The following is a 23,192-nucleotide window of genomic DNA, read 5'->3' on the forward strand; positions in this document are numbered from 1 at the left end:
TGCCCAACTTCGCTAAATCTGGTGCTTTTTCAACAACGCGCGGAACTGATGATAGGTTAAGCCCAGCAATTCAGCTGCGCGCTTCTGGTTATATTTCCCCTGTTGCAAACTGAGTTGCAGCAACTCTTTTTCCTGCTGCATTTGAAACTCACGTAAATCCAGCGGCAGCGTTGGAAGCGAGGTGTTTTCTGAAACGGCGATGGCTTCTTCAGGTGGACGCCGTTTAAAGGGATCAATAATGATGTCATCAAGCGGATAATCGCTGGTGCCGTGGCGATACACTGAACGTTCCACCACGTTTTTCAATTCACGAATATTCCCCGGCCAGCGATAATTCAGTAACGTTTCTCTGGCGCGCTCGGTAAAACCCGGGAACAGAGGCAGCTTGATTTCCCGACACATCTGGATGGCAAAGTGTTCCGCCATCAGCATAATGTCGCCTTCACGCTCGCGCAGGGGCGGCAGTTGCACCACGTCGAAAGCCAGGCGGTCCAGCAGGTCAGCGCGAAAAGTGCCTTCATCAACCATCGCCGGAAGATCGGCATTTGTCGCACATACCAGCCGCACATTGACCTGTAATGGCTGGCTGCCGCCAACGCGTTCCAGTTCACCATATTCGATCACGCGTAATAATTTTTCCTGCACCATCATTGGTGCCGTAGCGAGTTCATCAAGAAACAGCGTTCCGCCGTCGGCACGTTCAAATCGTCCAGGATGGCGTTTTTGCGCCCCGGTAAACGCGCCCGCCTCGTGCCCGAACAATTCGGAATCCAGCAGATTTTCATTTAACGCCGCGCAGTTAAGGGAAATAAACGGCCCTTGCCAGCGGGAGGAGAGATAATGCAAACGGCTGGCGATCAGCTCTTTACCGGTGCCGCGCTCGCCAATAATCAAAACCGGTTTGTCCAGCGGCGCGAGATGCGAAACCTGTTCCAGCACTTCAAGAAAGCTGTTCGCCTCACCGAGTAAGTTATCTTTGTATTCTGCCATGATGAAATTCGCCACTTGTTAGTGTAATTCGCTAATTCATCCTGGCATGTTGCTGTTGAATCTTCAATCAGATCTTTATAAATCAAAAAGATAAAAAATTGGCACGCAAATTGTATTAACAGTTCAGCAGGACAATCCTGAACGAAGAAATCAAGAGGACAACATTATGGGTATTTTTTCTCGCTTTGCCGACATCGTGAATGCCAACATCAACGCTCTGTTAGAGAAAGCGGAAGATCCGCAGAAACTGGTGCGTCTGATGATCCAGGAAATGGAAGATACATTAGTTGAAGTGCGTTCTACCTCGGCGCGTGCGTTGGCGGAAAAGAAACAGCTGACTCGCCGTATTGAACAAGCGTCGGCGCGTGAAGTTGAGTGGCAGGAAAAAGCCGAACTGGCGCTGCTGAAAGAGAGAGAAGATCTGGCGCGTGCGGCACTAATTGAAAAACAGAAACTGACCGATCTGATTAAGAGCCTGGAACATGAAGTGATGCTGGTGGACGATACGCTGGAGCGTATGAAGAAAGAGATTGGCGAGCTGGAAAACAAATTGAGCGAAACTCGCGCTCGCCAGCAGGCATTGATGTTGCGTCATCAGGCTGCAAACTCGTCGCGTGACGTGCGTCGTCAACTGGACAGTGGCAAACTGGATGAAGCAATGGCGCGTTTCGAATCTTTCGAGCGTCGTATCGACCAGATGGAAGCGGAAGCAGAAAGCCACAGCTTCGGCAAACAAAAATCGCTGGACGATCAGTTTGCCGAACTGAAAGCCGATGATGCAATCAGTGAGCAACTGGCACAATTAAAAGCCAAAATGAAGCAAGATAATCAATAATAACACCCAGGCGGCGTCTGAACGCGCCGCCGCTCATTCTTTAAGGAGTACTTATGAGCGCGCTATTTCTGGCTATTCCGTTAACCATTTTTGTGCTGTTTGTTTTACCTATCTGGTTATGGCTGCATTACAGCAACCGCTCCAGTCGCGGTGAATTGTCGCAAAGCGAACAGCAGCGATTAGCGCAATTGGCTGATGAAGCAAAGCGGATGCGCGAGCGTATTCAGGCGCTGGAGTCCATTCTTGATGCAGAACATCCGAACTGGAGGGATCGCTAATGGCGGGCATTAATCTCAATAAAAAGTTATGGCGTATTCCACAACAGGGCATGGTGCGCGGCGTCTGTGCGGGGATTGCTAATTATTTTGATGTACCGGTAAAACTGGTGCGTATCCTCGTGGTGCTGTCGATTTTCTTTGGCCTGGCGCTATTTACCCTGGTTGCTTACATCATTTTGTCATTTGCCCTTGACCCGATGCCGGACAACATGGCGTATGGTGAACAACAACCTTCCAGCATCGAATTGCTGGATGAAGTCGACCGTGAACTGGCGGCCAGTGAAACGCGTTTACGCGAGATGGAACGTTATGTCACTTCCGATACCTTCACGCTGCGTAGCCGTTTCCGTCAATTGTGAGGAAAGTTATGAATATTCGCTGGCAACAGGCCGGGCAAAAGGTGAAGCCTGGTTTTAAATTAGCAGGCAAGCTGGTTCTTCTTACCGCACTGCGCTACGGCCCGGCGGGCGTGGCTGGCTGGGCGATAAAATCTGTTGCTCGCCGCCCGCTGAAAATGTTGCTGGCTGTGGCGCTGGAACCGCTGTTAAGTCGGGCTGCCAATAAACTGGCGCAGCGTTATAAAAGGTGAGGGGAGTTTCGCAAAAATTGTTAAATCTCAGGCGTATAATGGATGGCAATTTTCATCCATAGAAGGACGCTTACATGTTTAAAAAAGGCTTACTTGCGCTGACGCTGGCGTTTTCACTGCCTGTTTTTGCTGCTGAACACTGGATCGATGTTCGTGTTCCAGAACAGTATCAGCAAGAACACGTTCAGGGAGCCATCAATATTCCCCTGAAGGAAGTGAAAGAGCGCATTGCCACCGCCGTTCCGGATAAAAACGACACCGTGAAAGTGTATTGCAACGCCGGACGCCAGTCCGGGCAGGCAAAAGAGATCCTCAACGAAATGGGATATACCCACGTTGAGAACGCCGGTGGTCTTAAAGACATTGCGATGCCGAAGGTCAAAGGTTAACAAATTACTTATTGAGCGGTGTAAATAACGCCGCTTATTCATTTGATAAATCAAAATTAACCCACATTATTATCTCCAGCATCTCATCCTTTCTACAGCTTTCTGGCACAGGACAGCAATGAAGCGACTCAAAAATGAACTTAACGCGCTGGTGAATCGTGGCGTCGACAGGCACCTGCGACTGGCGGTAACCGGACTTAGCCGTAGTGGCAAAACGGCGTTTATCACCGCGATGGTCAATCAGTTGCTCAATATTCATGCAGGAGCACGCTTGCCGCTGTTAAGCGCGGTGCGTGAAGAGCGCCTGCTGGGTGTGAAGCGTATTCCACAGCGCGATTTTGGCATTCCGCGTTTTACCTACGACGAAGGGTTAGCGCAGCTGTACGGCGATCCTCCCGCCTGGCCGACGCCAACGCGTGGTGTCAGCGAAATCCGCCTGGCATTGCGTTATAAATCGAACGATTCGCTACTGCGTCACTTCAAAGACACCTCCACGCTGTATCTGGAGATTGTGGATTATCCCGGCGAATGGCTACTCGATCTGCCAATGCTGGCGCAGGACTATTTAAGCTGGTCACGGCAGATGACGGGCTTGCTTAATGGTCAGCGCGGCGAGTGGTCGGCAAAATGGCGGATGATGTGCGAAGGGCTTGATCCGTTAGCGCCTGCCGACGAAAACCGTCTTGCTGATATCGCCGCCGCGTGGACCGATTATCTTCACCACTGCAAACAGCAGGGGCTGCACTTTATCCAGCCAGGCCGCTTTGTTCTGCCGGGAGATATGGCAGGCGCGCCCGCGCTGCAATTCTTCCCGTGGCCGGATGTCGATGCCTGGGGCGAGTCTAAACTGGCACAGGCCGATAAGCATACCAACGCCGGAATGCTGCGCGAGCGGTTTAATTATTACTGCGAGAAAGTGGTGAAGGGGTTCTATAAAAACCACTTTCTGCGCTTTGACCGCCAGATTGTGCTGGTGGATTGCCTGCAACCGCTGAACAGTGGGCCGCAGGCGTTTAATGACATGCGTCTGGCGCTGACGCAGTTGATGCAAAGTTTCCACTACGGGCAACGTACACTTTTCCGGCGCTTGTTCTCGCCGGTTATCGACAAATTGCTGTTTGCCGCGACGAAAGCGGATCATGTGACCATCGATCAGCACGCCAATATGGTTTCATTACTGCAACAACTAATTCAGGATGCCTGGCAAAATGCGGCGTTTGAAGGGATCAGCATGGATTGTCTGGGGCTGGCCTCCGTACAGGCGACCACCAGCGGCATTATCGACGTCAACGGCGAGAAAATCCCGGCTCTGCGCGGTAATCGACTGAGCGATGGCGCACCGCTCACCGTTTACCCTGGTGAAGTTCCTGCGCGTTTGCCCGGTCAGGCGTTCTGGGATAAGCAAGGCTTCCAGTTTGAAGCGTTTCGCCCGCAGGTGATGGATGTCGATAAACCGCTGCCGCATATTCGCCTTGATGCCGCGCTGGAATTTTTAATAGGAGATAAATTGCGATGACCGAACCGTTAAAACCACGTATTGATTTCGACGGTCCGCTGGAAGTCGATCAGAACCCTAAATTTAAGGCGCAGCAGACCTTTGATGAAAATCAGGCGCAAAATTTTGCCCCGGCAACGCTCGACGATGTGCCGGAAGAAGAGGGGCAAGTCGAAGCGGTAATGGATGCGGCGCTGCGTCCGAAACGCAGTTTGTGGCGTAAAATGGTCATGGGTGGGGTGGCGCTGTTTGGCGCGAGCGTTGTTGGCCAGGGCGTGCAGTGGACGATGAATGCCTGGCAAACTCAGGATTGGGTAGCACTGGGCGGTTGTGCCGCTGGGGCATTGATTATCGGGGCTGGCGTTGGCTCAGTGGTAACAGAGTGGCGACGCTTATGGCGCTTGCGCCAGCGTGCGCACGAACGCGATGAAGCGCGCGATTTGTTGCATAGTCACGGCACTGGCAAAGGGCGCGCATTTTGCGAGAAACTGGCGCAGCAGGCCGGTATTGATCAGTCGCATCCGGCGCTGCAACGCTGGTATGCCTCAATCCATGAAACGCAGAACGATCGTGAAGTCGTCAGTCTGTACGCACATCTGGTTCAGCCAGTGCTGGATGCGCAGGCGCGCAGAGAAATCAGCCGTTCGGCGGCAGAATCTACCCTGATGATTGCCGTAAGCCCGTTGGCACTGGTGGATATGGCGTTTATTGCCTGGCGTAATCTGCGGTTGATTAATCGTATCGCTACGCTCTATGGCATTGAACTGGGTTATTACAGCCGTTTGCGCCTGTTCAAACTGGTATTGCTGAATATCGCTTTTGCCGGTGCTAGCGAGCTGGTGCGTGAAGTGGGGATGGACTGGATGTCACAAGATCTCGCTGCTCGTTTGTCAACGCGTGCTGCCCAGGGGATTGGCGCCGGACTCCTGACCGCGCGACTGGGAATTAAAGCTATGGAACTTTGCCGTCCGCTGCCGTGGATCGACGATGACAAACCTCGCCTGGGGGATTTTCGTCGCCAGCTTATCGGTCAGGTAAAGGAGACGCTGCAAAAGGGCAAAACGACCAGCGAATAATAACGCAATATCGGGTGCTGATCGGATATCTTTACGCCGAAGTGCCCGATAATCCGTCTTTGTGTCAATCTTTGTTGACAGAAATCTTCCTGCCACTCGAATAGTGTCATATCATCATATTAATTGTTCTTTTCTCAGGTGAAGGTTCCCATGCGTCTGGAAGTCTTTTGTGAAGACCGACTCGGTCTGACCCGCGAATTACTCGATCTACTGGTTCTAAGAGGCATCGATTTACGCGGTATTGAGATTGACCCAATCGGGCGGATTTACCTCAATTTTGCCGAACTGGATTTTGACAGTTTCAGCAGCCTGATGGCGGAAATTCGCCGTATTGCAGGTGTTACCGATGTGCGCACTGTGTCATGGATGCCTTCCGAGCGCGAACATCTGGCGTTGAGCGCATTGCTTGAGGCGTTGCCTGAACCCGTGCTTTCTGTCGATATGAAAAGCAAAGTGGATATGGCGAATCCGGCGAGCTGTCAGCTATTTGGTCAAAAACTTGATCGTTTACGCAATCATACCGCTGCGCAATTGATTAACGGATTTAATTTTTTACGCTGGCTGGAGAGTGACCCGCAGGATTCACATAACGAACATGTGGTGATTAACGGGCAAAATTTCTTGATGGAGATAACGCCGGTTTATTTGCAGGATGAACACGACCAACACGTCCTGACCGGTGCGGTAGTGATGCTGCGCTCGACGATTCGTATGGGGCGTCAGTTGCAAAATGTGGCTGCGCAGGATGTCAGCGCCTTTAGCCAGATTGTCGCCGTTAGCCCGAAAATGAAACACGTTGTCGAGCAGGCGCAGAAACTGGCGATGTTAAGCGCGCCACTGCTGATCACGGGGGACACTGGTACTGGTAAAGATCTCTTTGCTTATGCCTGTCATCAGGCCAGCCCTCGCGCCGGTAAACCTTACCTGGCGCTGAACTGCGCGTCTATACCGGAAGATGCCGTTGAGAGCGAACTGTTTGGACATGCCCCGGAAGGGAAGAAAGGGTTCTTTGAGCAGGCGAACGGCGGCTCGGTGCTGCTGGATGAGATTGGTGAGATGTCTCCACGGATGCAGGCTAAATTGCTGCGTTTCCTTAATGATGGCACTTTCCGTCGGGTTGGCGAAGATCACGAAGTGCATGTCGATGTGCGGGTGATTTGCGCGACGCAAAAGAATCTGGTTGAGCTGGTGCAAAAAGGCGTATTTCGGGAAGATCTCTATTATCGTCTGAACGTGTTGACGCTGAATCTGCCACCGCTGCGCGACTGTCCGCAGGATATCATGCCGTTAACCGAATTGTTCGTCGCCCGCTTTGCTGACGAGCAGGGAGTACCCCGGCCGAAATTGGCTGCCGATCTGAATACTGTGCTGACGCGTTATGGCTGGCCGGGTAACGTGAGGCAGTTGAAAAATGCTATCTATCGTGCACTCACGCAACTGGACGGCTACGAACTGCGTCCACAAGACATTTTGCTGCCAGATTATGACGCGACAACCGTTGCCGTGGGTGAAGATGCGATGGAAGGTTCGCTGGATGAAATCACCAGTCGATTTGAGCGTTCGGTGTTAACCCAGCTTTATCGCAATTATCCCAGCACGCGCAAACTGGCAAAACGTCTGGGCGTTTCACATACCGCGATTGCCAACAAATTGCGTGAATACGGCCTGAGCCAGAAGAAGAGCGAAGAGTAAACACGTAAAATGCCTGATGGCGCAATACCATCAGGCATAATAAATTACGCCTTCAGTACCGCCAGAGCTGCTTCGTAATCCGGCTCAGTGGTGATTTCATTCACCAGCTGGCTGAAAATCACATTGTCATTTTCATCAATTACGACAACTGCGCGCGCAGCCAGACCTTTCAGTGGGCCTTCAGCGATCTCAACGCCGTAAGCTTGCAGAAATTCGCTATTACGGAAAGTGGAAAGGGTGATGACGTTGTTCAGACCTTCCGCACCGCAGAAACGAGACTGGGCGAACGGCAGATCGGCGGAAATACACAGTACAACGGTGTTGTCGATTTCTGTCGCCAGTTGGTTAAACTTACGTACTGATGCGGCGCAAACACCGGTATCAATACTCGGGAAAATGTTCAGCACTTTGCGTTTACCCGCAAACTGACCGAGGGTGACGTCAGACAGATCTTTTGCCACGAGAGTAAAAGTCTGCGCTTTGCTACCCACTTGCGGGATGGAATTGGCGACTGTAACCGGGTTGCCCTGGAAATGAACGATTTGTGACATGATTATCTTTCCTGTTTACATATAGTTAACGTCACACCTAGTTTATGCTAACTGTCAATAACACAGCAATCGCTATTTGCGCTTAATCCGCAGTCCATCGCGGCAACAAGGAGTAAAGATGAGAACCGTAAAGGTATTTGAGGAAGCCTGGCCGTTACATACCCCGTTTGTAATTGCTCGTGGCAGCCGCAGTGAAGCGCGTGTGGTAGTTGTTGAACTGGAAGAAGATGGCGTTAAAGGTGCCGGGGAATGCACTCCCTATCCGCGCTATGGTGAAAGTGACGCTTCAGTAATGGCGCAAATTATGAGTGTTGTGCCGCAACTGGAAAAAGGGCTGACACGTGAAGAATTACAAAAAATTCTGCCTGCGGGCGCGGCGCGTAATGCGCTGGATTGCGCATTGTGGGATCTCAGTGCACGTAAACAGCAGCAGACGCTGGCTGAATGTATCGGTATAACGCTTCCCGACACCATTACCACTGCACAGACGGTTGTCATCGGTACGCCTGATCAAATGGCCAGCAGTGCTGTGGCACTATGGCAAGCAGGGGCAGAATTGCTGAAAGTGAAACTGGATAACCATCTTATTAGCGAGCGGATGGTGGCAATTCGCTCGGCTGTACCCGATGCAAAGTTGATTGTTGATGCGAATGAATCCTGGCGCGCAGAGGGATTGGCAGCGCGATGTCAGTTGCTGGCTGATTTAGACGTTGCGATGCTGGAACAACCGCTTCCCGCACAGGACGATGCGGCGCTGGAGAATTTTATTCATCCGTTACCCATTTGCGCTGATGAAAGTTGTCATACCCGTAGCAATCTGAAGGCGCTGAAAGGGCGCTATGAGATGGTTAATATCAAACTCGATAAAACGGGGGGGCTGACCGAAGCCCTGGCATTGGCGACCGAAGCGCGCGCCCAGGGTTTCAGCCTGATGTTGGGCTGCATGTTGTGCACCTCGCGCGCCATTAGCGCCGCTTTACCATTGGTGCCACAGGTCAGTTTTGCCGATCTTGATGGACCGACCTGGCTGGCGGTGGATGTGGAGCCGGCGCTACAGTTTACGACCGGCGAATTGCATCTTTAGGATGCCAGCGCAGTAAATTCGCCATTGCAAAGAGATACTTTTCACTGGCTTCATCGGAGGAGATGGGCGGGAACTCAGCGGTAATACAGTGCAGGTTCAGGTCTGCACACCAACTGCCGAAGGAGCCGGGGGTTTCGTATCCGACGCTGGTCACCAGCGGCAATTCAAATGCCTGAGCCAGCCACTCACCTAATTCACTATGTCGGGGATCTTCAATACAAGCCAGAGGATCGTGAAAAGAGACAATCCAGGCGGGGTGGATACGATGAATGAGCTGGCACAACGCCTGGGTTTCAGGTTCGGAGCCGGGTTTATCGCCGGTCAGCAAGACCACGTCGCGCTCTTCGGCGGCACTGTTCCAGCGGTACACCGTTTCACCTTCCTTCCAGTTCGCCGCCGGAAAGTTTCTGTTTAGATCTACACCATTGGCATTAGCCCGCAGACCAAGCTGGCAACCGTCAGGATTCACACAGAGCACGACATGATGGCGGCGCAGAGACGGTGTTAACGTGCGTAATGCGCAGGAGAGGGTGACGACGGAAGAATTTTCGTCGCCGTGGGTGCCAGCCAGGATTAAACCACTTTCGCTGCTGGCGGCAGAAGCCGGAAACCAGATCAACGGCGCACCTAATAAAGAACGTCCGTAATGTTCGGTTCCTGGCGGAAAAGCGCCCCGTTCGGCGCGCGGGCGGGTCACGGTCATAATCGTCTCGAATATAAGAAGTATTACAGGCAGTGTTGTGCAAATTTTGCGGATTATCAAATCCTTTTCGACAACGATATGTTATCGATCCTTTATCACTTTTTTGCCGGAAGTTATTTGCATTTCTTCAAGGAGAAACAAATAATTACGCATCAATCTTAACATCATTTTGAGGGTATCTTATGCAGCACTCTGTTTCAGTTACTTGTTGTGCGCTGTTAGTCAGCAGCATTTCCCTGTCGTATGCTGCAGAAGTTCCGGGCGGCACAGTACTGGCAGAGAAGCAGGAGTTGGTGCGTCACATTAAAGATGAGCCTGCGTCGTTAGATCCCGCCAAAGCAGTGGGCCTGCCGGAGATTCAGGTCATTCGCGATTTGTTTGAAGGTCTGGTGAATCAAAACGAGAAAGGGGAGATTGTGCCTGGTGTCGCCACGCAGTGGAAAAGTAATGACAATCGTATCTGGACTTTTACCCTGCGCGAGAACGCCAAATGGGCCGATGGTACGCCGGTAACGGCGCAGGATTTTGTCTATAGCTGGCAGCGTCTGGTGAACCCGAAAACGTTGTCTCCGTTTGCCTGGTTTGCCGCGCTGGCAGGGATCAATAACGCTCAGGCGATTATTGATGGTAAGGCTACGCCTGACCAACTAGGCGTCACCGCTGTTGATGCTCATACCCTGAAAATTCAGCTTGATAAACCATTGCCCTGGTTTGTGAATTTAACGGCTAACTTTGCTTTCTTCCCGGTGCAAAAAGCCAACGTTGAAAGTGGTAAAGAGTGGACGAAACCAGGGAATCTGATCGGCAATGGCGCTTATGTACTTAAAGAGCGCGTGGTTAATGAAAAGCTGGTCGTTGTGCCGAATACTCATTATTGGGATAACGCCAAAACGGTGCTGCAAAAAGTCACTTTCTTGCCGATTAACCAGGAATCTGCTGCCACTAAACGCTATCTCGCAGGTGATATTGATATCACTGAATCCTTCCCGAAAAATATGTATCAAAAGCTGTTGAAGGATATTCCAGGGCAGGTTTACACGCCGCCACAGTTGGGGACGTATTATTATGCGTTTAACACGCAAAAAGGCCCGACGGCAGATCAACGGGTGCGTCTGGCATTAAGTATGACGATTGATCGCCGTCTGATGACGGAAAAAGTGCTGGGCACGGGTGAAAAACCAGCATGGCATTTCACGCCAGATGTTACTGCCGGATTTACGCCAGAACCTTCGCCGTTTGAACAAATGAGTCAGGAAGAACTGAATGCTCAGGCGAAAACATTGCTGAGCGCCGCCGGGTATGGCCCACAGAAACCGTTGAAACTTACACTGTTATATAACACTTCGGAAAATCACCAGAAAATTGCTATCGCTGTGGCGTCGATGTGGAAAAAGAATCTTGGCGTAGATGTCAAACTGCAAAATCAGGAATGGAAAACCTATATCGATAGCCGTAATACCGGCAATTTTGATGTTATCCGCGCCTCGTGGGTTGGGGATTATAATGAACCATCAACCTTCCTGACACTGTTAACGTCAACGCACTCAGGAAATATTTCCCGCTTTAACAATCCGGCATACGACAAAGTGCTGGCCCAGGCATCGACTGAAAACACCGTTAAAGCACGCAACGCCGATTACAACACGGCAGAGAAAATCCTCATGGAGCAAGCACCGATTGCGCCAATTTATCAATATACAAATGGACGGTTAATCAAACCGTGGCTGAAAGGTTATCCCATTAATAACCCGGAAGATGTGGCTTATAGCCGGACTATGTATATTGTAAAACATTGATTATGATGTCATCTGGCGCAAAAATTGCGCCAGATTTTACAACCCCGATAAAATTCCTCTCTTTTTTAAATTCACCCTATAAAAGATTACTCTCAAGATGAGACTGTGAAATTTTCAGACTATATTAAGTACAAACTCTAATCATAAATTTTATTTATCTGCTGTATTACATACTCCAAATATAAGCTGTGCTTTACTTTTTTTTATAACGTGAAGTGTATTTCATCACTTGTAAAACATCTTCATATGAAAATAAACACACAGCTAAACATGGGGTGGTAAAATGAAAAAAGCCTCCGCTATTCCGTTAGTTATCTCGCTATTTTTCTCTTATTATTCTTCTTTTAGTCTGGCCGCAGAGCCGCTTCCCGATGCCGCATCACTGGGACTGGAAAACTTAACTAATGATCTCTCACGACAGCAGTTATTTGTAAAAATCCTGGGATCAGATCTTTCCCGTAAAATGGAATATGACACGTTCGCAGTAAAAAAATACTTTAAATTTCCGACTGATGTCTCTTATGACTCGGTATTAAATCAACCGCGACCAAGTTCTTTATTTGGAGTGGATATCAGCCATCATAACGATAAGGATTTTCCAATCGAACTGTTGGCAAAAAATAAGTCTGTGTTTCTGTATATGAAGTCCAGTCAAGGAACGCGTTATGTCGATCCCGAATTTGCCGGTTTCTGGCAACGGGCCGGGGCTACGGAACGGGGAGTAAAATTACACCGTGGAGCATATCATTTTCTTTCCAGCGGCACTCCGGCAGACGACGCTGAAACATGGGGACGTAAGCAGGCGATGACGTTTGTTAAAATTATTAAAGCTAACGGGGGCTTACGCGCAACGGATATGCCACCGGCGGTGGATGTGGAGTGGGATGTGGACTCATCAACGGGTAAGGATCGTTGGCAAAAGCGTAAACCTGCTGAAATTATAACGATGATCAAGGCGTTTACCGCACAGGTCGAAGCCGATTTAGGGCGTAAACCAGTTATCTACACTGCGCGAGCCTGGTGGAAAGATGCCGTTGGTGGGGAAAATAGTTTTGCCCAGGTTGCAGATCACAAACTGTGGCTGGCTGATTACTCTAATCAGGCTCAGGCCAGTGAAACCCCGCGCTCAATCAACCAGACAAAATGGGCGATCTGGCAGTTCACCGACGCAGCACAGCTTAATTTAGGATCGAGTAAGAAGTTTGATGCCAGTATTTATAAAGGTCCAATTGCTGAATTTTATACCACTTTGGGCGTGCAGGAATTTTAACTTATGAACAGACGATGGTTTACTTTATGTATATCGGTTCTGGGGCTATTCGTTGCCGGAATATCGCAGGGAATATCAGATGCACGTGCAGATGATATTTGTAAAAATGGTGCAATGGTTCCTGATGAGTATTGTCGTTTTTTTATCCATTATGGACCTGAGGCTCCTGGTAAACTGGATATCCGAATCAGTGATGCGTTAAAAATACCAGATCAGGATGCAGCGAAAACTCGCGCGATTGGGCTGATTATTTCAATTTCAAAATATCCACTGTTACATGCAGATATTCCAGCAGCTGCAGTAGACGGTCAAAGAATGGCTGATTTTCTTATTAATGGGCAAAAGTTTGATGAGGTTATTTTACTGAAAGATCAGGATGCGTCACTGGATAACATTAATTATTTTCTGAAAGAATATCTCCCTGCCAGAGGGATGATGTTTGATAAGAAAGCTCGCTTGTTAATTGCTTATTCAGGTCATGGGCGTTTTGGCACTCAAAATGGTAATTCTGATAAGGCACCGGCATTTGTTTTGAGTAATGCTACAGATATTGATGGTTCAAAAGGCATGTATGAAATGCCAGCTTTGAATGCTCAACTCAACATTCTGGCAAAGCGTTATTTCCATGTTTTGACTTTAGTTAATGCTTGTTTTGGTTCAGGTCTTTTTGGCATGACAGATGGCGCAGGGAATTCAAACGCGTATAGTAAACCAGGTGCGTATGCGATAGCCGCTGGTGATGATAAAACAGAAGTTTATTCCCTGGAAAAAGATAAAGGCAGTGTATTTTTTGATACCCTTATAAAAGGCGTTGCTGATGGCGTTGCCGACGAACGCTTCGGGAAATCGTATATGGTAAAAATTGATGGTAAAAAGGAATACTACGCGGGCATTACCCGAATATTAAGTTTGTTTATCTATGTGAACGACCAATATATAAAAATCAATGAAAAACTGGACGAGGAAGGGAAAGGAATACATCTCAGTGATGCCTGGATAGGAGCAACAGAAAACCCAGCCGGACCGGGTGGTTTCTTCTTTATTAACGATCCTGCGGTCAGTCGTCTGGATAAAAAAACACAATTATCAGCCGGGAATGCAGATGAATTTACAAATGTTGATAAGACCGCATATTCTATTAAAGAACCGCCTACTGCGCCAGATGAACCAAAGAACAAAGATATAACACCTATTGAAATTCCTTATGGCCCCGTAAGTGCAATTCCAAACCGACCTGATATCCGTATCTTCAAAACACCGGACATTTATCCGATCAGTGGTCATGATATTTCGTCTAACGATGGCGAAATCGACTGGAAATTGTTTCAGGAGAAATCACCTGCGCGTTTTGTCTACGTGAGAGTGGTTGGCTGGAGAGGGCCAGACTCGTCGTTTAAGGCTCACTGGAAGCAATTAGCAGATTCAAAATTTGATCGCGGAGGCTATTTTAAATTTGATTTTTGCCACACTCCTGAGGCGCAACTGGAAACAGCAAAGAGCCTGCTGCCTGAAGACCCGAAAATGTTGCCTCCCGGTATTTTACTGGTGAATCCAGAAGGTGAAGATACAACCCAACTGGCTTGTTTTAAAAAATCGGGAATGGTGAATGCACGGAATGATATTTTACGTTTTGCTGCCCTGATATATAAAAATTACCATAAAATACCAATATTTTATGGCAATCATAATAATTTGTCCCATTTCATGGACAGTCGGTTCGACCAGTATATGGTGTGGATGGGGTATTGGGGACAAGCTGGTGTGAAACTCGAGGGGCGTAATCCCTGGACGCTTTGGCAATATTCAGGAAACGAAAAGGTGCCGGGCATTGGTCACAGCACAGAGTCAGAAGTTTTCTTTGGTACTGAAGAACAGTATGCCCAGTTTAAAGCGGGTGAGAATAATGTCGCTCTGGCTGCGGTCAATTGAGGAAATAAATAAAACCGGATGTCGAATATTATTATCGTCATCCGGTTTTGTTGAGTGTTATTTAAGCTGTTCGGGAGGTGTAATATTATCCATATACAGCGTCTGGCTGGGGAACGCAAAATCCGCGCCGTGCGACTGCACAATATCGATAATCTTCAAATAAACATCCTGCTGCGCGGCCAGCCATTCGGCCCAGACCGTGGTCTTAGTAAAGCAATAGACCATAATATTTAATGACGAATCGGCAAACTGGTTGAAATAAACCAGTAAGGTTTGTCGCTGGTCGATAGCAGGGTGATTTTTCAGCATCTCACGTACGGCTTCGACAATAGCCCCAACTTTTGCGGCATCTTCATAACGTAAACCAATGGTAGTGGTAATACGCCGGTTGGTCATCCGCCCTGGGTTTTCTACGCTAATGGACGAAAAAAGCGAGTTTGGTACGTACAGTGGGCGATTATCAAAGGTGGTGATTTTTGTGATACGCCAGCCAATTTCTGCTACTGTGCCTTCGATATTCCTGTCCGGTGAACGGATCCAGTCGCCAATACTAAAAGGGCGATCGAAATAGAGCATAATCCCGGAAAAGAAGTTACTCAGAATATCTTTACCGGCCATACCGACAGCCAGACCACCAATACCACCAAAGGTCAACAAGCCAGAAAGGCTCATGCCGAAATGTTCGCCATAAAGCAGAACAATCACCACGATAATGCTGATTTTGATGATGCGCGACATAATCCGCGCGCTGGTGATGTCTCGACCTTTTTTTATCTGTTGCCTTTCAAACTGATTAATCAGGAGAAATAACTTAACCGTCAGAATAAGCGCAATCAGTGACGTACAGATAAAATCGATAACGCCTGGGGTGATAAATTTGAGTTTGTAATTTTCAATAACATAATTAATGATGCTGCCGACAGCACTGATAATTATGGTGTAGATCAAAAATTGAACCGCATGGAATAAGAATCCTTTTCTTTTACGATTTCCACGACGAAACCAAAAGCTCATCAGAATCAATGCTGCGCAGCTACCGAAAATAATGACCAGATTAAGCGCATTATTTGTAAACAGTTCAGCGATCATTGTTTTATCAGGCTCCTCCAGATAATTGATGTCATGCCGGAAACCCCTGGCGGGGGTATTTTATCGCGATAATTCATTCATATCATCAATAGACAGGGAAGGAAGTAGCAACATTAGCGAATTTATCAATGGGTTGATGATTTGAACGGCAACAATCTCATGCTTTCGGGGCAGACAACGAGGAAATGTCATGATATTGTTACACACAAGTAACAAAGGGTTTATCTGCATAAGGATTACATCATGATCATGGCGAAGCTGAAGTCAGCAAAGGGGAAGAAGTTTCTCTTTGGTCTGTTGGCGGTTTTCATTATTGCGGCGTCAGTTGTGACTCGCGCGACTATCGGCGGTGTTATCGAACAATATAATATTCCGCTTTCTGACTGGACGACATCAATGTATGTGATTCAGTCATCGATGATTCTTGTTTATAGTCTGGTCTTTACTGTATTGCTGGCAATCCCGCTGGGAATTTATATCCTCGGTGGTGATGAGAAGTAAATAAAAGAAAGGCCCGAGATATCGGGCCTTGCAAGTAATTGATAAACAATTAATCGTCTTCTTCGTCATCCAGTTCGACAGGCGTCTGGTACTGGTCAGGTTTAATCACCAGCAAATCGCAGCGGAGATGATCAATCACCTGTTCTGCCGTATTACCAAGGAATGCCGCGGAGATACCGGTGCGTCCCACAGTGCCAAGAACGACAATCCCTGCCTGCAGATGTTCGGCCAGATCTGGAATCACTTCTTCTGGCAGACCTTTTTCAACGTGCGTCATGTTTTCATTAATGCCGAATTTCTGCCGCAGGGCTTTCATCGCCAGCAAATGTTGTCCACGAATGGCATCGTTATAAACGCTTGGATCAAATTCCGGCAGTTCAATGGCAATATTGATAGGTGTTACGGGGTAGGCACCAACCAGATGGACTTCGGTGTGATTTACCTGTTCCGCCAGCTCGATCGTTTCTTTCACCAGTTTTTCATTGAGCGCATTATGATATGGCTCTTCACTGGCGAGATTCACCGCCACAAGCGCCTTACCACCTTCCGGCCACGGCTGGTCTTTTACCATCCACACCGGGCTTGGGCATTTGCGTAACAGGTGCCAGTCGGTAGGGGTGAAAATAACCGCTTCCAGACGGTCATGTTGGTGCGCCATTTTTAGCACCAGATCGTGCCCACTGCTAACCACTTCCTGAATGATGGCTTCGAAAGGACGGTTATGCCATACCACTTTAATTTCAATCGGGACGCCAGCGTTGAGATAATACTTTGCCTGCTCATGGATCCAGGCAGTACGCTGGCTGATAACCCCCTGACGCATAGCGGTACGCTCGTCGGGAGAGAGCAGGGTAGTCATTTCGTATGAGAAGTCATAAATCGGCAAAAAGGCTTTAATTTTGCCACCAATCCGTTGATGTAAATAAACAGCTCGCCGTAATGCTGGTTGATCGTCCTGGTTAGGGTCGATAACAACGAGCATGTTCTGATACATAGCCATACAGGGTCTCCTTACAACAACTGTCAACGCAGTTTGTAATTAAAAGATTAACCCATATCTGGTGAATGAAACAGTGATGAACCTTCTGCCAGATCAATAAATCAGAAAAATTTAATGATATGACAGAAGGATAGTTGATTATGCGGAAAAATCAGGCAACGTTACGCGTATGACCAGCAAGCAGGGCCAGCGCATCGTTATTTTCGATGGTGATGTATTTACCTTTGACTGCCAACATGCCGCTTTTCTGGAAACGACCCAGCAGACGACTGATGGTTTCTACCGTCAGGCCAAGATAGTTACCGATATCGCCACGAGTCATCGTCAGGCGGAATTCACGAGGGGAGAAGCCGCGTTGGGCAAAACGACGGGACAGGTTGTAGATAAAAGCAGCCAGGCGTTCTTCTGCATTTTTCTTCGACAACAGCAGGATCATGTCCTGATCGCCTTTGATTTCACCGCTCATCAGACGCATCATCTGCTGACGCAGATTCGGCATTTTACCAGACAGATCGTCCAGGGTTTCGAACGGGATTTCACATACCATTGAGGTTTCCAGCGCCTGGGCGAAACTCGGGTGATGACCGCTGCCAATAGCGTCAAAACCTACCAGATCGCCTGCTAAATGGAAGCCAGTGATTTGCTCGTCGCCCTGCTCTGTGATGGTATAACTTTTAATCGTACCGGAGCGGATGGCATAAAGCGATTTAAGTTCATCACCAGCCTTAAACAGCGTCTGGCCTTTCTGAATAGGCTTCTTTCGCTCGATGATATTATCAAGCTGATCAAGCTCATGTTCGTTGAGTGTGAACGGGATGCAAAGCTGACTGATGCTGCAATCCTGGCAATGGATAGCACAACCGCCAGACTGAATGCGCCGTATAATTCGCTTTTCCGGGATCATAGGTCTGCTCAAGCCGTAATTGATATTTGTCAATTTTAACATCTTTTTAGGGAGCAAGTAAGTCTAAGCAAACCTTAACAGCGGAGAATTCCGATAATAGATGTAAATTTATGTCTATCCCTTTGAAAACCTTTAAATTGTTAAGGGTAACTTTACATAAAACTGTGAACAAATCGGCACAAATTGTTTAAGGTTTATAGCAGCAGATAGCCTTCATGGCGCAATAACCACTCTTTTCGCTGCACTCCGCCTGCATATCCTGTCATCGTGCCGTTTCGTCCAATAACCCGGTGGCAAGGGACGACAATGCTGATCGGATTAGAGCCATTTGCTGCGCCAACGGCACGCGCTGCGCCTGGTCGACCCAGATATTCAGCAAGTTGACCGTAATGCATTACCTGCCCGCAGGGGATAGTGCGCAGTGTTTTCCAGACTTCGCGCTGAAATGGCGTGCCTCCTGTGGCGGTAGGAAGGGTATCAATAATGCTAAGATTCCCGGCAAAATAGTCACGAAGTTTGTCGCTTAAGCCCCCTGGGTTGGTGGCAGAAATGCGCTCATAACCTTCTTTGCGATAATGGATGTCCAGCAGCTGCACCATGCGTTCGCTGTACTCTTCCCATTCAACCGCCCGCAGACGAAATTGTTCATCGCAAATCACCCACAGAGGTCCCAGTGGCGTGGCAATTTTTTCTTCAAGTAATCTCAGCATCCGTTCTCTCTTAAGACAAACGTGGGTAAATCCCCGAACCAATAGGCTGACCGATAAGATACCACGCCAGCAACATTAGCAGCCATACCACCAAAAAGATTAAGACTAACAAAGAGTAAGTACTTGGTTTCGCGTCTGGTTTGTCGCGATCTGGTCGCATAAAGCGATTTTTTGATTTTTCTGCCTGAATAAATGGAGGTAATCCATCACCTGGATCGAGGCTGGAATAATTCCAGTCAGCGAAATTTTACCGAAGGCGACCTGTTATTTGATTCAGCGGCGTGATAGCCGCCAGGCACCACTGATCTCGCCATTCATCACCCAATCCCGGCGAGAATGTAGTTATTTACAGAGCTAAAAAATGAATAAAAAAATAGAGCCTGTCGACATCCGCCAGACTCTACAGTACACACAGCAGTGCATCCGCGTCTTAAATCCGGCCTGGGTTCCTCGTGACCGGTGACAGTGTTATAACGGTTTTGCCCATCCGTTGCCAATTTTCTTCAGTGACAGATTTCACGAAAATATAAGTTAAATCATTCGTCTCGTGATTGCATAATCATGCATCGCTAATCTGCGTTCTGCTCTTCATCGCATTTTTGTTAGTTCCTGCTATGAATAAATCACCCTGATCGGATGCCTGTGCTGAATTAAACCCGGCCTAAACTGTTCGATACTGTCACAAGGCTAGTATAAAATGCCCCGCCTGTGCAGACACCAGCAGGTATGGAGCAAAGTATTGTTTCAATCTGCGAAGTGAACGATGCAGCAAATATCAGATGTGTGAAGGTGCATAGGAGGTTACATGAACCTTGACGACAAATCGCTGTTTCTTGACGCCATGGAAGATGTCCAGCCACTGAAGCGCGCTACAGATGTCCACTGGCATCCAACGCGTAACCAACGTGCGCCGCAGCGTATCGACACGCTGCAACTTGATAATTTCCTTACTACTGGATTTCTCGACATCATCCCGCTAAGCCAGCCGCTGGAGTTTCGGCGGGAAGGGCTGCAACATGGGGTGCTGGATAAGTTACGCAGCGGTAAATATCCACAGCAGGCCAGCCTGAATCTTCTACGTCAGCCGGTGGAAGAGTGCCGCAAAATGGTGTTCAGTTTTATTCAACAGGCATTGGCGGATGGTTTGCGTAACGTGCTGATTATTCATGGCAAAGGGCGGGACGATAAATCGCACGCCAACATTGTTCGCAGCTATGTGGCGCGCTGGCTGACCGAGTTTGATGATGTTCAGGCATATTGTACCACGCTACCGCATCATGGCGGCAGCGGGGCGTGTTACGTCGCACTCCGTAAAACGGCGCAGGCGAAGCAGGAAAACTGGGAGCGCCACGCTAAACGCAGCCGTTGATCACGGGACGCTTCCGTGGCTTATGCTGCCAGCACGCGGTTGCGCCCATCATTTTTTGCCCGATACAACGCATCATCGACCCGTTTAAACAGTTCATCAATACTTTCATTTCCTTCGTTATGCGCCACGCCAATACTGACGGTGAAGCGCGGCAAGCCCGAAATGCTCACTTTTGCCACGCTCAAGCGGATAGTTTCAGCCAACGAAAGTGCAGTATCCAGAGGGGTTCTGGGCAATAATAAGACGAACTCTTCACCACCCCAGCGAAACACCAAATCACCTTTGCGGGCGCAGCTTTCGAGTGTACGGGCAAGTGCGTATAACACTTCATCCCCTTTCTGATGACCGTATAAGTCATTGATATGTTTAAAACGATCGGTGTCGATGAGCAGCAAACTGTAGTCCTGAGCGATTGCCAGGTGCTGCATCTGTCCTGGGTCAGTTATGTGGTAAAACTGTCGACGGTTAAGTAACCCCGTTAGCGCATCATGGTGGGCAGCATGTTCCAGCTGTTCCTCGAGCCTTTTTTGCTCAGTAATATCATGTACGATACATAACATTAACCTGTCACCGTAAATCTCAATTGGCCCAGCATAAGTTTGTACGTGTCGAACGGAACCATCTGCCAGTTTATGGACAAAATTGAGGGGTTTATGCCCGCCGGGCAAACGTGAAATTTCATGCATGACAGGCATAACGCGGCGCCCAAGCATATTAATTTCCCAGGTGTGTTTCTGACACATTGTTTCATGGTTATAGCCATAGAAATTAAGCGCGGCCAGATTGGCATCGACGATTTGGCCATCACGCGAGGGATCTATCAACAACATTGGCGCGGAGTTAGTCAGAAAAAAACGAGCATAAAACCCTTGTTTTTTACGTTGATAATTCGCAGAACGGCTGGCTTTTAAACCCAGAGTTGCGGGTGTTTCCATTCCTTCAAATATAATTACTTTCTCTATGTCATTAATCTCTTTGAGGGTCAACCGACAGCTTAATGCTGTATCTTCACCATTACGCTGGACAGTGAGGATTTCTACAATATCAAGCTGGTTATGCAGGTCTGTAAGGTATTTAGGCAGTTCGTTTTGCGAGGAGATGGAATAGAGGCCGGTACGTAGCTGACTAAAAGTGAGTTCTTGCATCAACAGTCGCGCAGCACTATTGGCATAAATTAATTGTTCCTCGAAGGGTGAAACGATCCAGACAGGACTGGTTAATAAGTCCAGGGTATTGAAGTTGTGCGTAGTCATTGAAATCCCGTTATTTTTATCAATCTTTTGTTGCTACCTGATCGCAAAAATGCCACGACAAATGATCAGATAATTCTGATAATGATAGACGCTATTTAACGCTTCACACGTTTTCAAATCAGGAAAAGTATTTTGCTTTCTGTATTTAATTTTGACAGGATTTTATTAATCATTTCAGGGTAATGGGGTGATGAGATTTTGTGTAACATGACCAGAAGACTAGACTACAAAATAATCCGTTGATGATGGGAGGCACTGTGGAAGTGATTAAGGGAGCGGACGTAAATGTCCCGGATGCAGTATTTGCCTGGATTCTGGATGGCAAAGGTGGCGTTAAACCGCTGGAAAATACAGATGAGATAGATGAAGCGCATCCTTGCTGGCTCCACCTCAATTATGTGCACCATGACAGCGCCCAGTGGCTGGCGACGACACCACTGCTGCCAAATAATGTGCGCGATGCACTGGCGGGAGAAAGTACACGGCCCAGAGTCAGTCGTCTTGGCGAAGGGACGCTGATTACTTTGCGCTGCATTAATGGCAGTACTGATGAACGTCCCGACCAGCTGGTGGCCATGCGTGTTTATATGGACGGACGGTTAATTGTCTCGACCCGACAACGTAAAGTGTTGGCGTTGGATGATGTGGTTAGCGATCTGGAAGAGGGCACTGGTCCGACCGATTGCGGCGGCTGGTTGGTGGATGTGTGTGATGCGTTGACCGATCATTCCAGTGAGTTTATAGAACAACTGCACGATAAAATTATCGACCTGGAAGATAATCTACTCGATCAACAAATTCCTCCGCGCGGTTTCCTGGCGCTACTGCGTAAACAATTAATTGTTATGCGTCGCTATATGGCACCGCAACGTGATGTTTATGCTCGTCTTGCCAGCGAGCGCCTGCCGTGGATGAATGACGACCAACGCCGTCGAATGCAGGATATTGCCGATCGTCTCGGACGTGGTCTGGATGAGATTGACGCCTGTATTGCCCGAACTGGCGTGATGGCGGATGAAATCGCTCAGGTCATGCAGGAAAATTTAGCGCGTCGCACGTATACAATGTCCTTGATGGCAATGGTCTTTTTACCCAGTACGTTTTTAACGGGATTATTTGGCGTCAACCTTGGTGGTATTCCTGGCGGGGGATGGCAATTCGGCTTTTCGCTTTTTTGTATTCTGTTAGTTGTTCTTATTGGTGGTGTTGCTTTATGGTTGCATCGTAGTAAATGGTTGTAACAAAAGAAAATTTGTCTACTTCCTGTATACAAAAACGCCGTAAAGTTTGAGCGAAGTCAATAAACTCTCTACCCATTCAGGGCAATATCTTCCTCGCAGGTGAATGCAACGTCAAGCGATGGGCGTTGCGCTCCATATTGTCTTACTTCCTTTTTTGAATTACTGCATAGCACAATTGATTCGTACGACGCCGACTTAGATGAGTCGGCTTTTTTTTGCCTGTTATTTGTCAGCGTCTACCCTTTAAGAGTCTACCCAATGACCGGAGGGAAATATGACGACACTCATTTATTTGCAAATTCCTGTCCCTGAACCGATTCCTGGCGATCCTGTTCCAGTGCCTGATCCGATTCCTCGTCCGCAACCTATGCCCGACCCGCCGCCAGATGAAGAACCGATTAAATTGTCGCATCGTGAGCGTAGATCTGCGAGGATACGCGCCTGCTAA

Annotated in this window: 24 protein-coding genes and 2 pseudogenes; 17 read left to right on the forward strand and 9 right to left on the reverse strand. The window is 48.3% G+C overall.

The window, feature by feature from the left end:
* Positions 1-12: 12 nt before the first annotated feature.
* Positions 13-990 (reverse strand): phage shock protein operon transcriptional activator, encoded by a 978-nt coding sequence (pspF, locus tag HEM79_RS08730; protein ID WP_176241028.1) that lies wholly within the window; start codon positions 988-990, stop codon positions 13-15.
* A gap of 166 nt (positions 991-1,156) precedes the next feature.
* Between pspF and pspA the strand changes: the two genes are divergently transcribed.
* The 8 genes from pspA to tyrR all read left to right on the forward strand — a co-directional run bounded on the left by pspA (position 1,157) and on the right by tyrR (position 7,344).
* Positions 1,157-1,825 (forward strand): phage shock protein PspA, encoded by a 669-nt coding sequence (gene pspA, locus HEM79_RS08735; RefSeq protein WP_176241029.1) that lies wholly within the window; start codon positions 1,157-1,159, stop codon positions 1,823-1,825.
* A 53-nt stretch (positions 1,826-1,878) separates the two neighbouring features.
* Positions 1,879-2,103, forward strand: a complete 225-nt coding sequence (gene pspB / locus HEM79_RS08740) for an envelope stress response membrane protein PspB (RefSeq protein ID WP_001274965.1) — start codon at positions 1,879-1,881, stop codon at positions 2,101-2,103.
* Positions 2,103-2,462: an envelope stress response membrane protein PspC gene (gene pspC, locus HEM79_RS08745; RefSeq protein ID WP_176241030.1), complete on the forward strand. Its 360-nt coding sequence runs from the start codon at positions 2,103-2,105 to the stop codon at positions 2,460-2,462. The genes pspB and pspC overlap by 1 nt, the downstream gene beginning before the upstream one ends.
* A gap of 8 nt (positions 2,463-2,470) precedes the next feature.
* Positions 2,471-2,692, forward strand: a complete 222-nt coding sequence (pspD, locus tag HEM79_RS08750; RefSeq protein WP_001469239.1) for a phage shock protein PspD — start codon at positions 2,471-2,473, stop codon at positions 2,690-2,692.
* Between the two features lie 74 nt (positions 2,693-2,766).
* Positions 2,767-3,081, forward strand: a complete 315-nt coding sequence (gene pspE / locus HEM79_RS08755) for a thiosulfate sulfurtransferase PspE (protein ID WP_000473117.1) — start codon at positions 2,767-2,769, stop codon at positions 3,079-3,081.
* Between the two features lie 118 nt (positions 3,082-3,199).
* Positions 3,200-4,597 carry a YcjX family GTP-binding protein gene (locus HEM79_RS08760; RefSeq protein WP_000825801.1) on the forward strand — a complete coding sequence of 466 codons (1,398 nt, stop codon included), beginning with the start codon at positions 3,200-3,202 and terminating at the stop codon, positions 4,595-4,597.
* Complete coding sequence (locus tag HEM79_RS08765) at positions 4,594-5,652, forward strand: YcjF family protein (protein ID WP_000138698.1); 1,059 nt, start codon at positions 4,594-4,596, stop codon at positions 5,650-5,652. The genes HEM79_RS08760 and HEM79_RS08765 overlap by 4 nt, the downstream gene beginning before the upstream one ends.
* A 150-nt stretch (positions 5,653-5,802) precedes the next feature.
* A complete protein-coding gene (gene tyrR / locus HEM79_RS08770) occupies positions 5,803-7,344 on the forward strand; it encodes a transcriptional regulator TyrR (RefSeq protein WP_010357009.1) in 1,542 nt (513 codons plus the stop codon).
* Between the two features lie 44 nt (positions 7,345-7,388).
* Here the strand turns inward: tyrR and tpx are convergent, their stop codons facing one another.
* Positions 7,389-7,895 carry a thiol peroxidase gene (tpx, locus tag HEM79_RS08775; protein ID WP_000078459.1) on the reverse strand — a complete coding sequence of 169 codons (507 nt, stop codon included), beginning with the start codon at positions 7,893-7,895 and terminating at the stop codon, positions 7,389-7,391.
* Positions 7,896-8,013: 118 nt separating this feature from the next.
* On the opposite strand from tpx, the gene ycjG reads away from it, so the two are divergent.
* Positions 8,014-8,979, forward strand: coding sequence for an L-Ala-D/L-Glu epimerase (gene ycjG, locus HEM79_RS08780; RefSeq protein ID WP_176241031.1), 966 nt, complete (start codon positions 8,014-8,016; stop codon positions 8,977-8,979).
* Here ycjG and mpaA read toward each other — a convergent pair.
* A complete protein-coding gene (gene mpaA / locus HEM79_RS08785; protein ID WP_010344731.1) occupies positions 8,954-9,682 on the reverse strand; it encodes a murein tripeptide amidase MpaA in 729 nt (242 codons plus the stop codon). The two genes, ycjG and mpaA, sit on opposite strands and share 26 nt — an antisense overlap.
* 182 nt (positions 9,683-9,864) lie before the next feature.
* Here mpaA and mppA point away from each other — a divergent pair, with 182 nt between their 5' ends.
* The 3 genes from mppA (at position 9,865) to HEM79_RS08800 (ending at position 14,677) form a co-directional block, all read left to right on the forward strand.
* Entirely contained in the window at positions 9,865-11,478 is a 1,614-nt protein-coding gene (mppA, locus tag HEM79_RS08790) for a murein tripeptide ABC transporter substrate-binding protein MppA (RefSeq protein ID WP_105282427.1), read from the forward strand.
* Positions 11,479-11,761: 283 nt separating this feature from the next.
* Positions 11,762-12,748, forward strand: coding sequence for a glycoside hydrolase family 25 protein (locus HEM79_RS08795; protein WP_105282426.1), 987 nt, complete (start codon positions 11,762-11,764; stop codon positions 12,746-12,748).
* 3 nt (positions 12,749-12,751) lie between these two features.
* Positions 12,752-14,677, forward strand: coding sequence for a GH25 family lysozyme (locus tag HEM79_RS08800; protein ID WP_176241032.1), 1,926 nt, complete (start codon positions 12,752-12,754; stop codon positions 14,675-14,677).
* Positions 14,678-14,734: 57 nt separating this feature from the next.
* On the opposite strand, the gene ynaI is transcribed toward HEM79_RS08800, so the two are convergent.
* Positions 14,735-15,766, reverse strand: a complete 1,032-nt coding sequence (ynaI, locus tag HEM79_RS08805; protein WP_000559884.1) for a low conductance mechanosensitive channel YnaI — start codon at positions 15,764-15,766, stop codon at positions 14,735-14,737.
* A gap of 243 nt (positions 15,767-16,009) precedes the next feature.
* Here ynaI and HEM79_RS08810 point away from each other — a divergent pair, with 243 nt between their 5' ends.
* On the forward strand, positions 16,010-16,267 hold the full coding sequence (locus HEM79_RS08810) for a DUF2534 family protein (protein WP_176241033.1): 258 nt from the start codon (positions 16,010-16,012) through the stop codon (positions 16,265-16,267).
* Between the two features lie 49 nt (positions 16,268-16,316).
* Here HEM79_RS08810 and uspE read toward each other — a convergent pair whose 3' ends face one another.
* The 4 genes and pseudogenes from uspE to HEM79_RS08830 all read right to left on the reverse strand — a co-directional run.
* Positions 16,317-17,267, reverse strand: coding sequence for a universal stress protein UspE (uspE, locus tag HEM79_RS08815; RefSeq protein ID WP_001262134.1), 951 nt, complete (start codon positions 17,265-17,267; stop codon positions 16,317-16,319).
* Between the two features lie 151 nt (positions 17,268-17,418).
* Entirely contained in the window at positions 17,419-18,171 is a 753-nt protein-coding gene (gene fnr, locus HEM79_RS08820; RefSeq protein ID WP_000611910.1) for a fumarate/nitrate reduction transcriptional regulator Fnr, read from the reverse strand.
* 194 nt (positions 18,172-18,365) lie between these two features.
* Positions 18,366-18,881, reverse strand: a complete 516-nt coding sequence (gene ogt / locus HEM79_RS08825) for a methylated-DNA--[protein]-cysteine S-methyltransferase (protein WP_021550840.1) — start codon at positions 18,879-18,881, stop codon at positions 18,366-18,368.
* Between the two features lie 10 nt (positions 18,882-18,891).
* Positions 18,892-19,029, reverse strand: a pseudogene (locus HEM79_RS08830) (hypothetical protein); the annotation flags it as partial.
* Between the two features lie 14 nt (positions 19,030-19,043).
* Here HEM79_RS08830 and HEM79_RS23025 point away from each other — a divergent pair.
* Positions 19,044-19,239 (forward strand): annotated as a pseudogene (locus HEM79_RS23025) (LysR family transcriptional regulator); the annotation flags it as partial.
* Between the two features lie 447 nt (positions 19,240-19,686).
* Positions 19,687-20,250, forward strand: a complete 564-nt coding sequence (gene smrA, locus HEM79_RS08835) for a DNA endonuclease SmrA (protein ID WP_047648482.1) — start codon at positions 19,687-19,689, stop codon at positions 20,248-20,250.
* Positions 20,251-20,270: 20 nt separating this feature from the next.
* On the opposite strand, the gene HEM79_RS08840 is transcribed toward smrA, so the two are convergent.
* The gene (locus HEM79_RS08840; RefSeq protein WP_176241034.1) at positions 20,271-21,503 is read right to left on the reverse strand and encodes a sensor domain-containing diguanylate cyclase; all 1,233 of its coding nucleotides are present in this window, start codon (positions 21,501-21,503) and stop codon (positions 20,271-20,273) included.
* A 257-nt stretch (positions 21,504-21,760) separates the two neighbouring features.
* Here HEM79_RS08840 and zntB point away from each other — a divergent pair, with 257 nt between their 5' ends.
* Both zntB and ynaL read left to right on the forward strand, forming a co-directional pair.
* Positions 21,761-22,744, forward strand: coding sequence for a zinc transporter ZntB (zntB, locus tag HEM79_RS08845; protein ID WP_016158374.1), 984 nt, complete (start codon positions 21,761-21,763; stop codon positions 22,742-22,744).
* 274 nt (positions 22,745-23,018) lie between these two features.
* Positions 23,019-23,192 carry a proline-rich small protein YnaL gene (gene ynaL, locus HEM79_RS08850; protein ID WP_001296046.1) on the forward strand — a complete coding sequence of 58 codons (174 nt, stop codon included), beginning with the start codon at positions 23,019-23,021 and terminating at the stop codon, positions 23,190-23,192.

The organism is Escherichia sp. 93.0816, assembly GCF_013368855.2.
GTDB classification, from domain to species: Bacteria; Pseudomonadota; Gammaproteobacteria; order Enterobacterales; family Enterobacteriaceae; genus Escherichia; species Escherichia ruysiae.

Excerpts from the sequence above, each read along its gene's own strand:
- pspF (WP_176241028.1), bottom strand. The coding sequence starts at position 990 with ATGGCAGAATACAAAGATAACTTACTCGGTGAGGCGAACAGCTTTCTT.
- pspA (WP_176241029.1), top strand. The coding sequence starts at position 1,157 with ATGGGTATTTTTTCTCGCTTTGCCGACATCGTGAATGCCAACATCAAC.
- pspB (WP_001274965.1), top strand. The coding sequence starts at position 1,879 with ATGAGCGCGCTATTTCTGGCTATTCCGTTAACCATTTTTGTGCTGTTT.
- pspC (WP_176241030.1), top strand. The coding sequence starts at position 2,103 with ATGGCGGGCATTAATCTCAATAAAAAGTTATGGCGTATTCCACAACAG.
- pspD (WP_001469239.1), top strand. The coding sequence starts at position 2,471 with ATGAATATTCGCTGGCAACAGGCCGGGCAAAAGGTGAAGCCTGGTTTT.
- pspE (WP_000473117.1), top strand. The coding sequence starts at position 2,767 with ATGTTTAAAAAAGGCTTACTTGCGCTGACGCTGGCGTTTTCACTGCCT.
- HEM79_RS08760 (WP_000825801.1), top strand. The coding sequence starts at position 3,200 with ATGAAGCGACTCAAAAATGAACTTAACGCGCTGGTGAATCGTGGCGTC.
- HEM79_RS08765 (WP_000138698.1), top strand. The coding sequence starts at position 4,594 with ATGACCGAACCGTTAAAACCACGTATTGATTTCGACGGTCCGCTGGAA.
- tyrR (WP_010357009.1), top strand. The coding sequence starts at position 5,803 with ATGCGTCTGGAAGTCTTTTGTGAAGACCGACTCGGTCTGACCCGCGAA.
- tpx (WP_000078459.1), bottom strand. The coding sequence starts at position 7,895 with ATGTCACAAATCGTTCATTTCCAGGGCAACCCGGTTACAGTCGCCAAT.
- ycjG (WP_176241031.1), top strand. The coding sequence starts at position 8,014 with ATGAGAACCGTAAAGGTATTTGAGGAAGCCTGGCCGTTACATACCCCG.
- mpaA (WP_010344731.1), bottom strand. The coding sequence starts at position 9,682 with ATGACCGTGACCCGCCCGCGCGCCGAACGGGGCGCTTTTCCGCCAGGA.
- mppA (WP_105282427.1), top strand. The coding sequence starts at position 9,865 with ATGCAGCACTCTGTTTCAGTTACTTGTTGTGCGCTGTTAGTCAGCAGC.
- HEM79_RS08795 (WP_105282426.1), top strand. The coding sequence starts at position 11,762 with ATGAAAAAAGCCTCCGCTATTCCGTTAGTTATCTCGCTATTTTTCTCT.
- HEM79_RS08800 (WP_176241032.1), top strand. The coding sequence starts at position 12,752 with ATGAACAGACGATGGTTTACTTTATGTATATCGGTTCTGGGGCTATTC.
- ynaI (WP_000559884.1), bottom strand. The coding sequence starts at position 15,766 with ATGATCGCTGAACTGTTTACAAATAATGCGCTTAATCTGGTCATTATT.
- HEM79_RS08810 (WP_176241033.1), top strand. The coding sequence starts at position 16,010 with ATGATCATGGCGAAGCTGAAGTCAGCAAAGGGGAAGAAGTTTCTCTTT.
- uspE (WP_001262134.1), bottom strand. The coding sequence starts at position 17,267 with ATGGCTATGTATCAGAACATGCTCGTTGTTATCGACCCTAACCAGGAC.
- fnr (WP_000611910.1), bottom strand. The coding sequence starts at position 18,171 with ATGATCCCGGAAAAGCGAATTATACGGCGCATTCAGTCTGGCGGTTGT.
- ogt (WP_021550840.1), bottom strand. The coding sequence starts at position 18,881 with ATGCTGAGATTACTTGAAGAAAAAATTGCCACGCCACTGGGACCTCTG.
- smrA (WP_047648482.1), top strand. The coding sequence starts at position 19,687 with ATGAACCTTGACGACAAATCGCTGTTTCTTGACGCCATGGAAGATGTC.
- HEM79_RS08840 (WP_176241034.1), bottom strand. The coding sequence starts at position 21,503 with ATGACTACGCACAACTTCAATACCCTGGACTTATTAACCAGTCCTGTC.
- ynaL (WP_001296046.1), top strand. The coding sequence starts at position 23,019 with ATGACGACACTCATTTATTTGCAAATTCCTGTCCCTGAACCGATTCCT.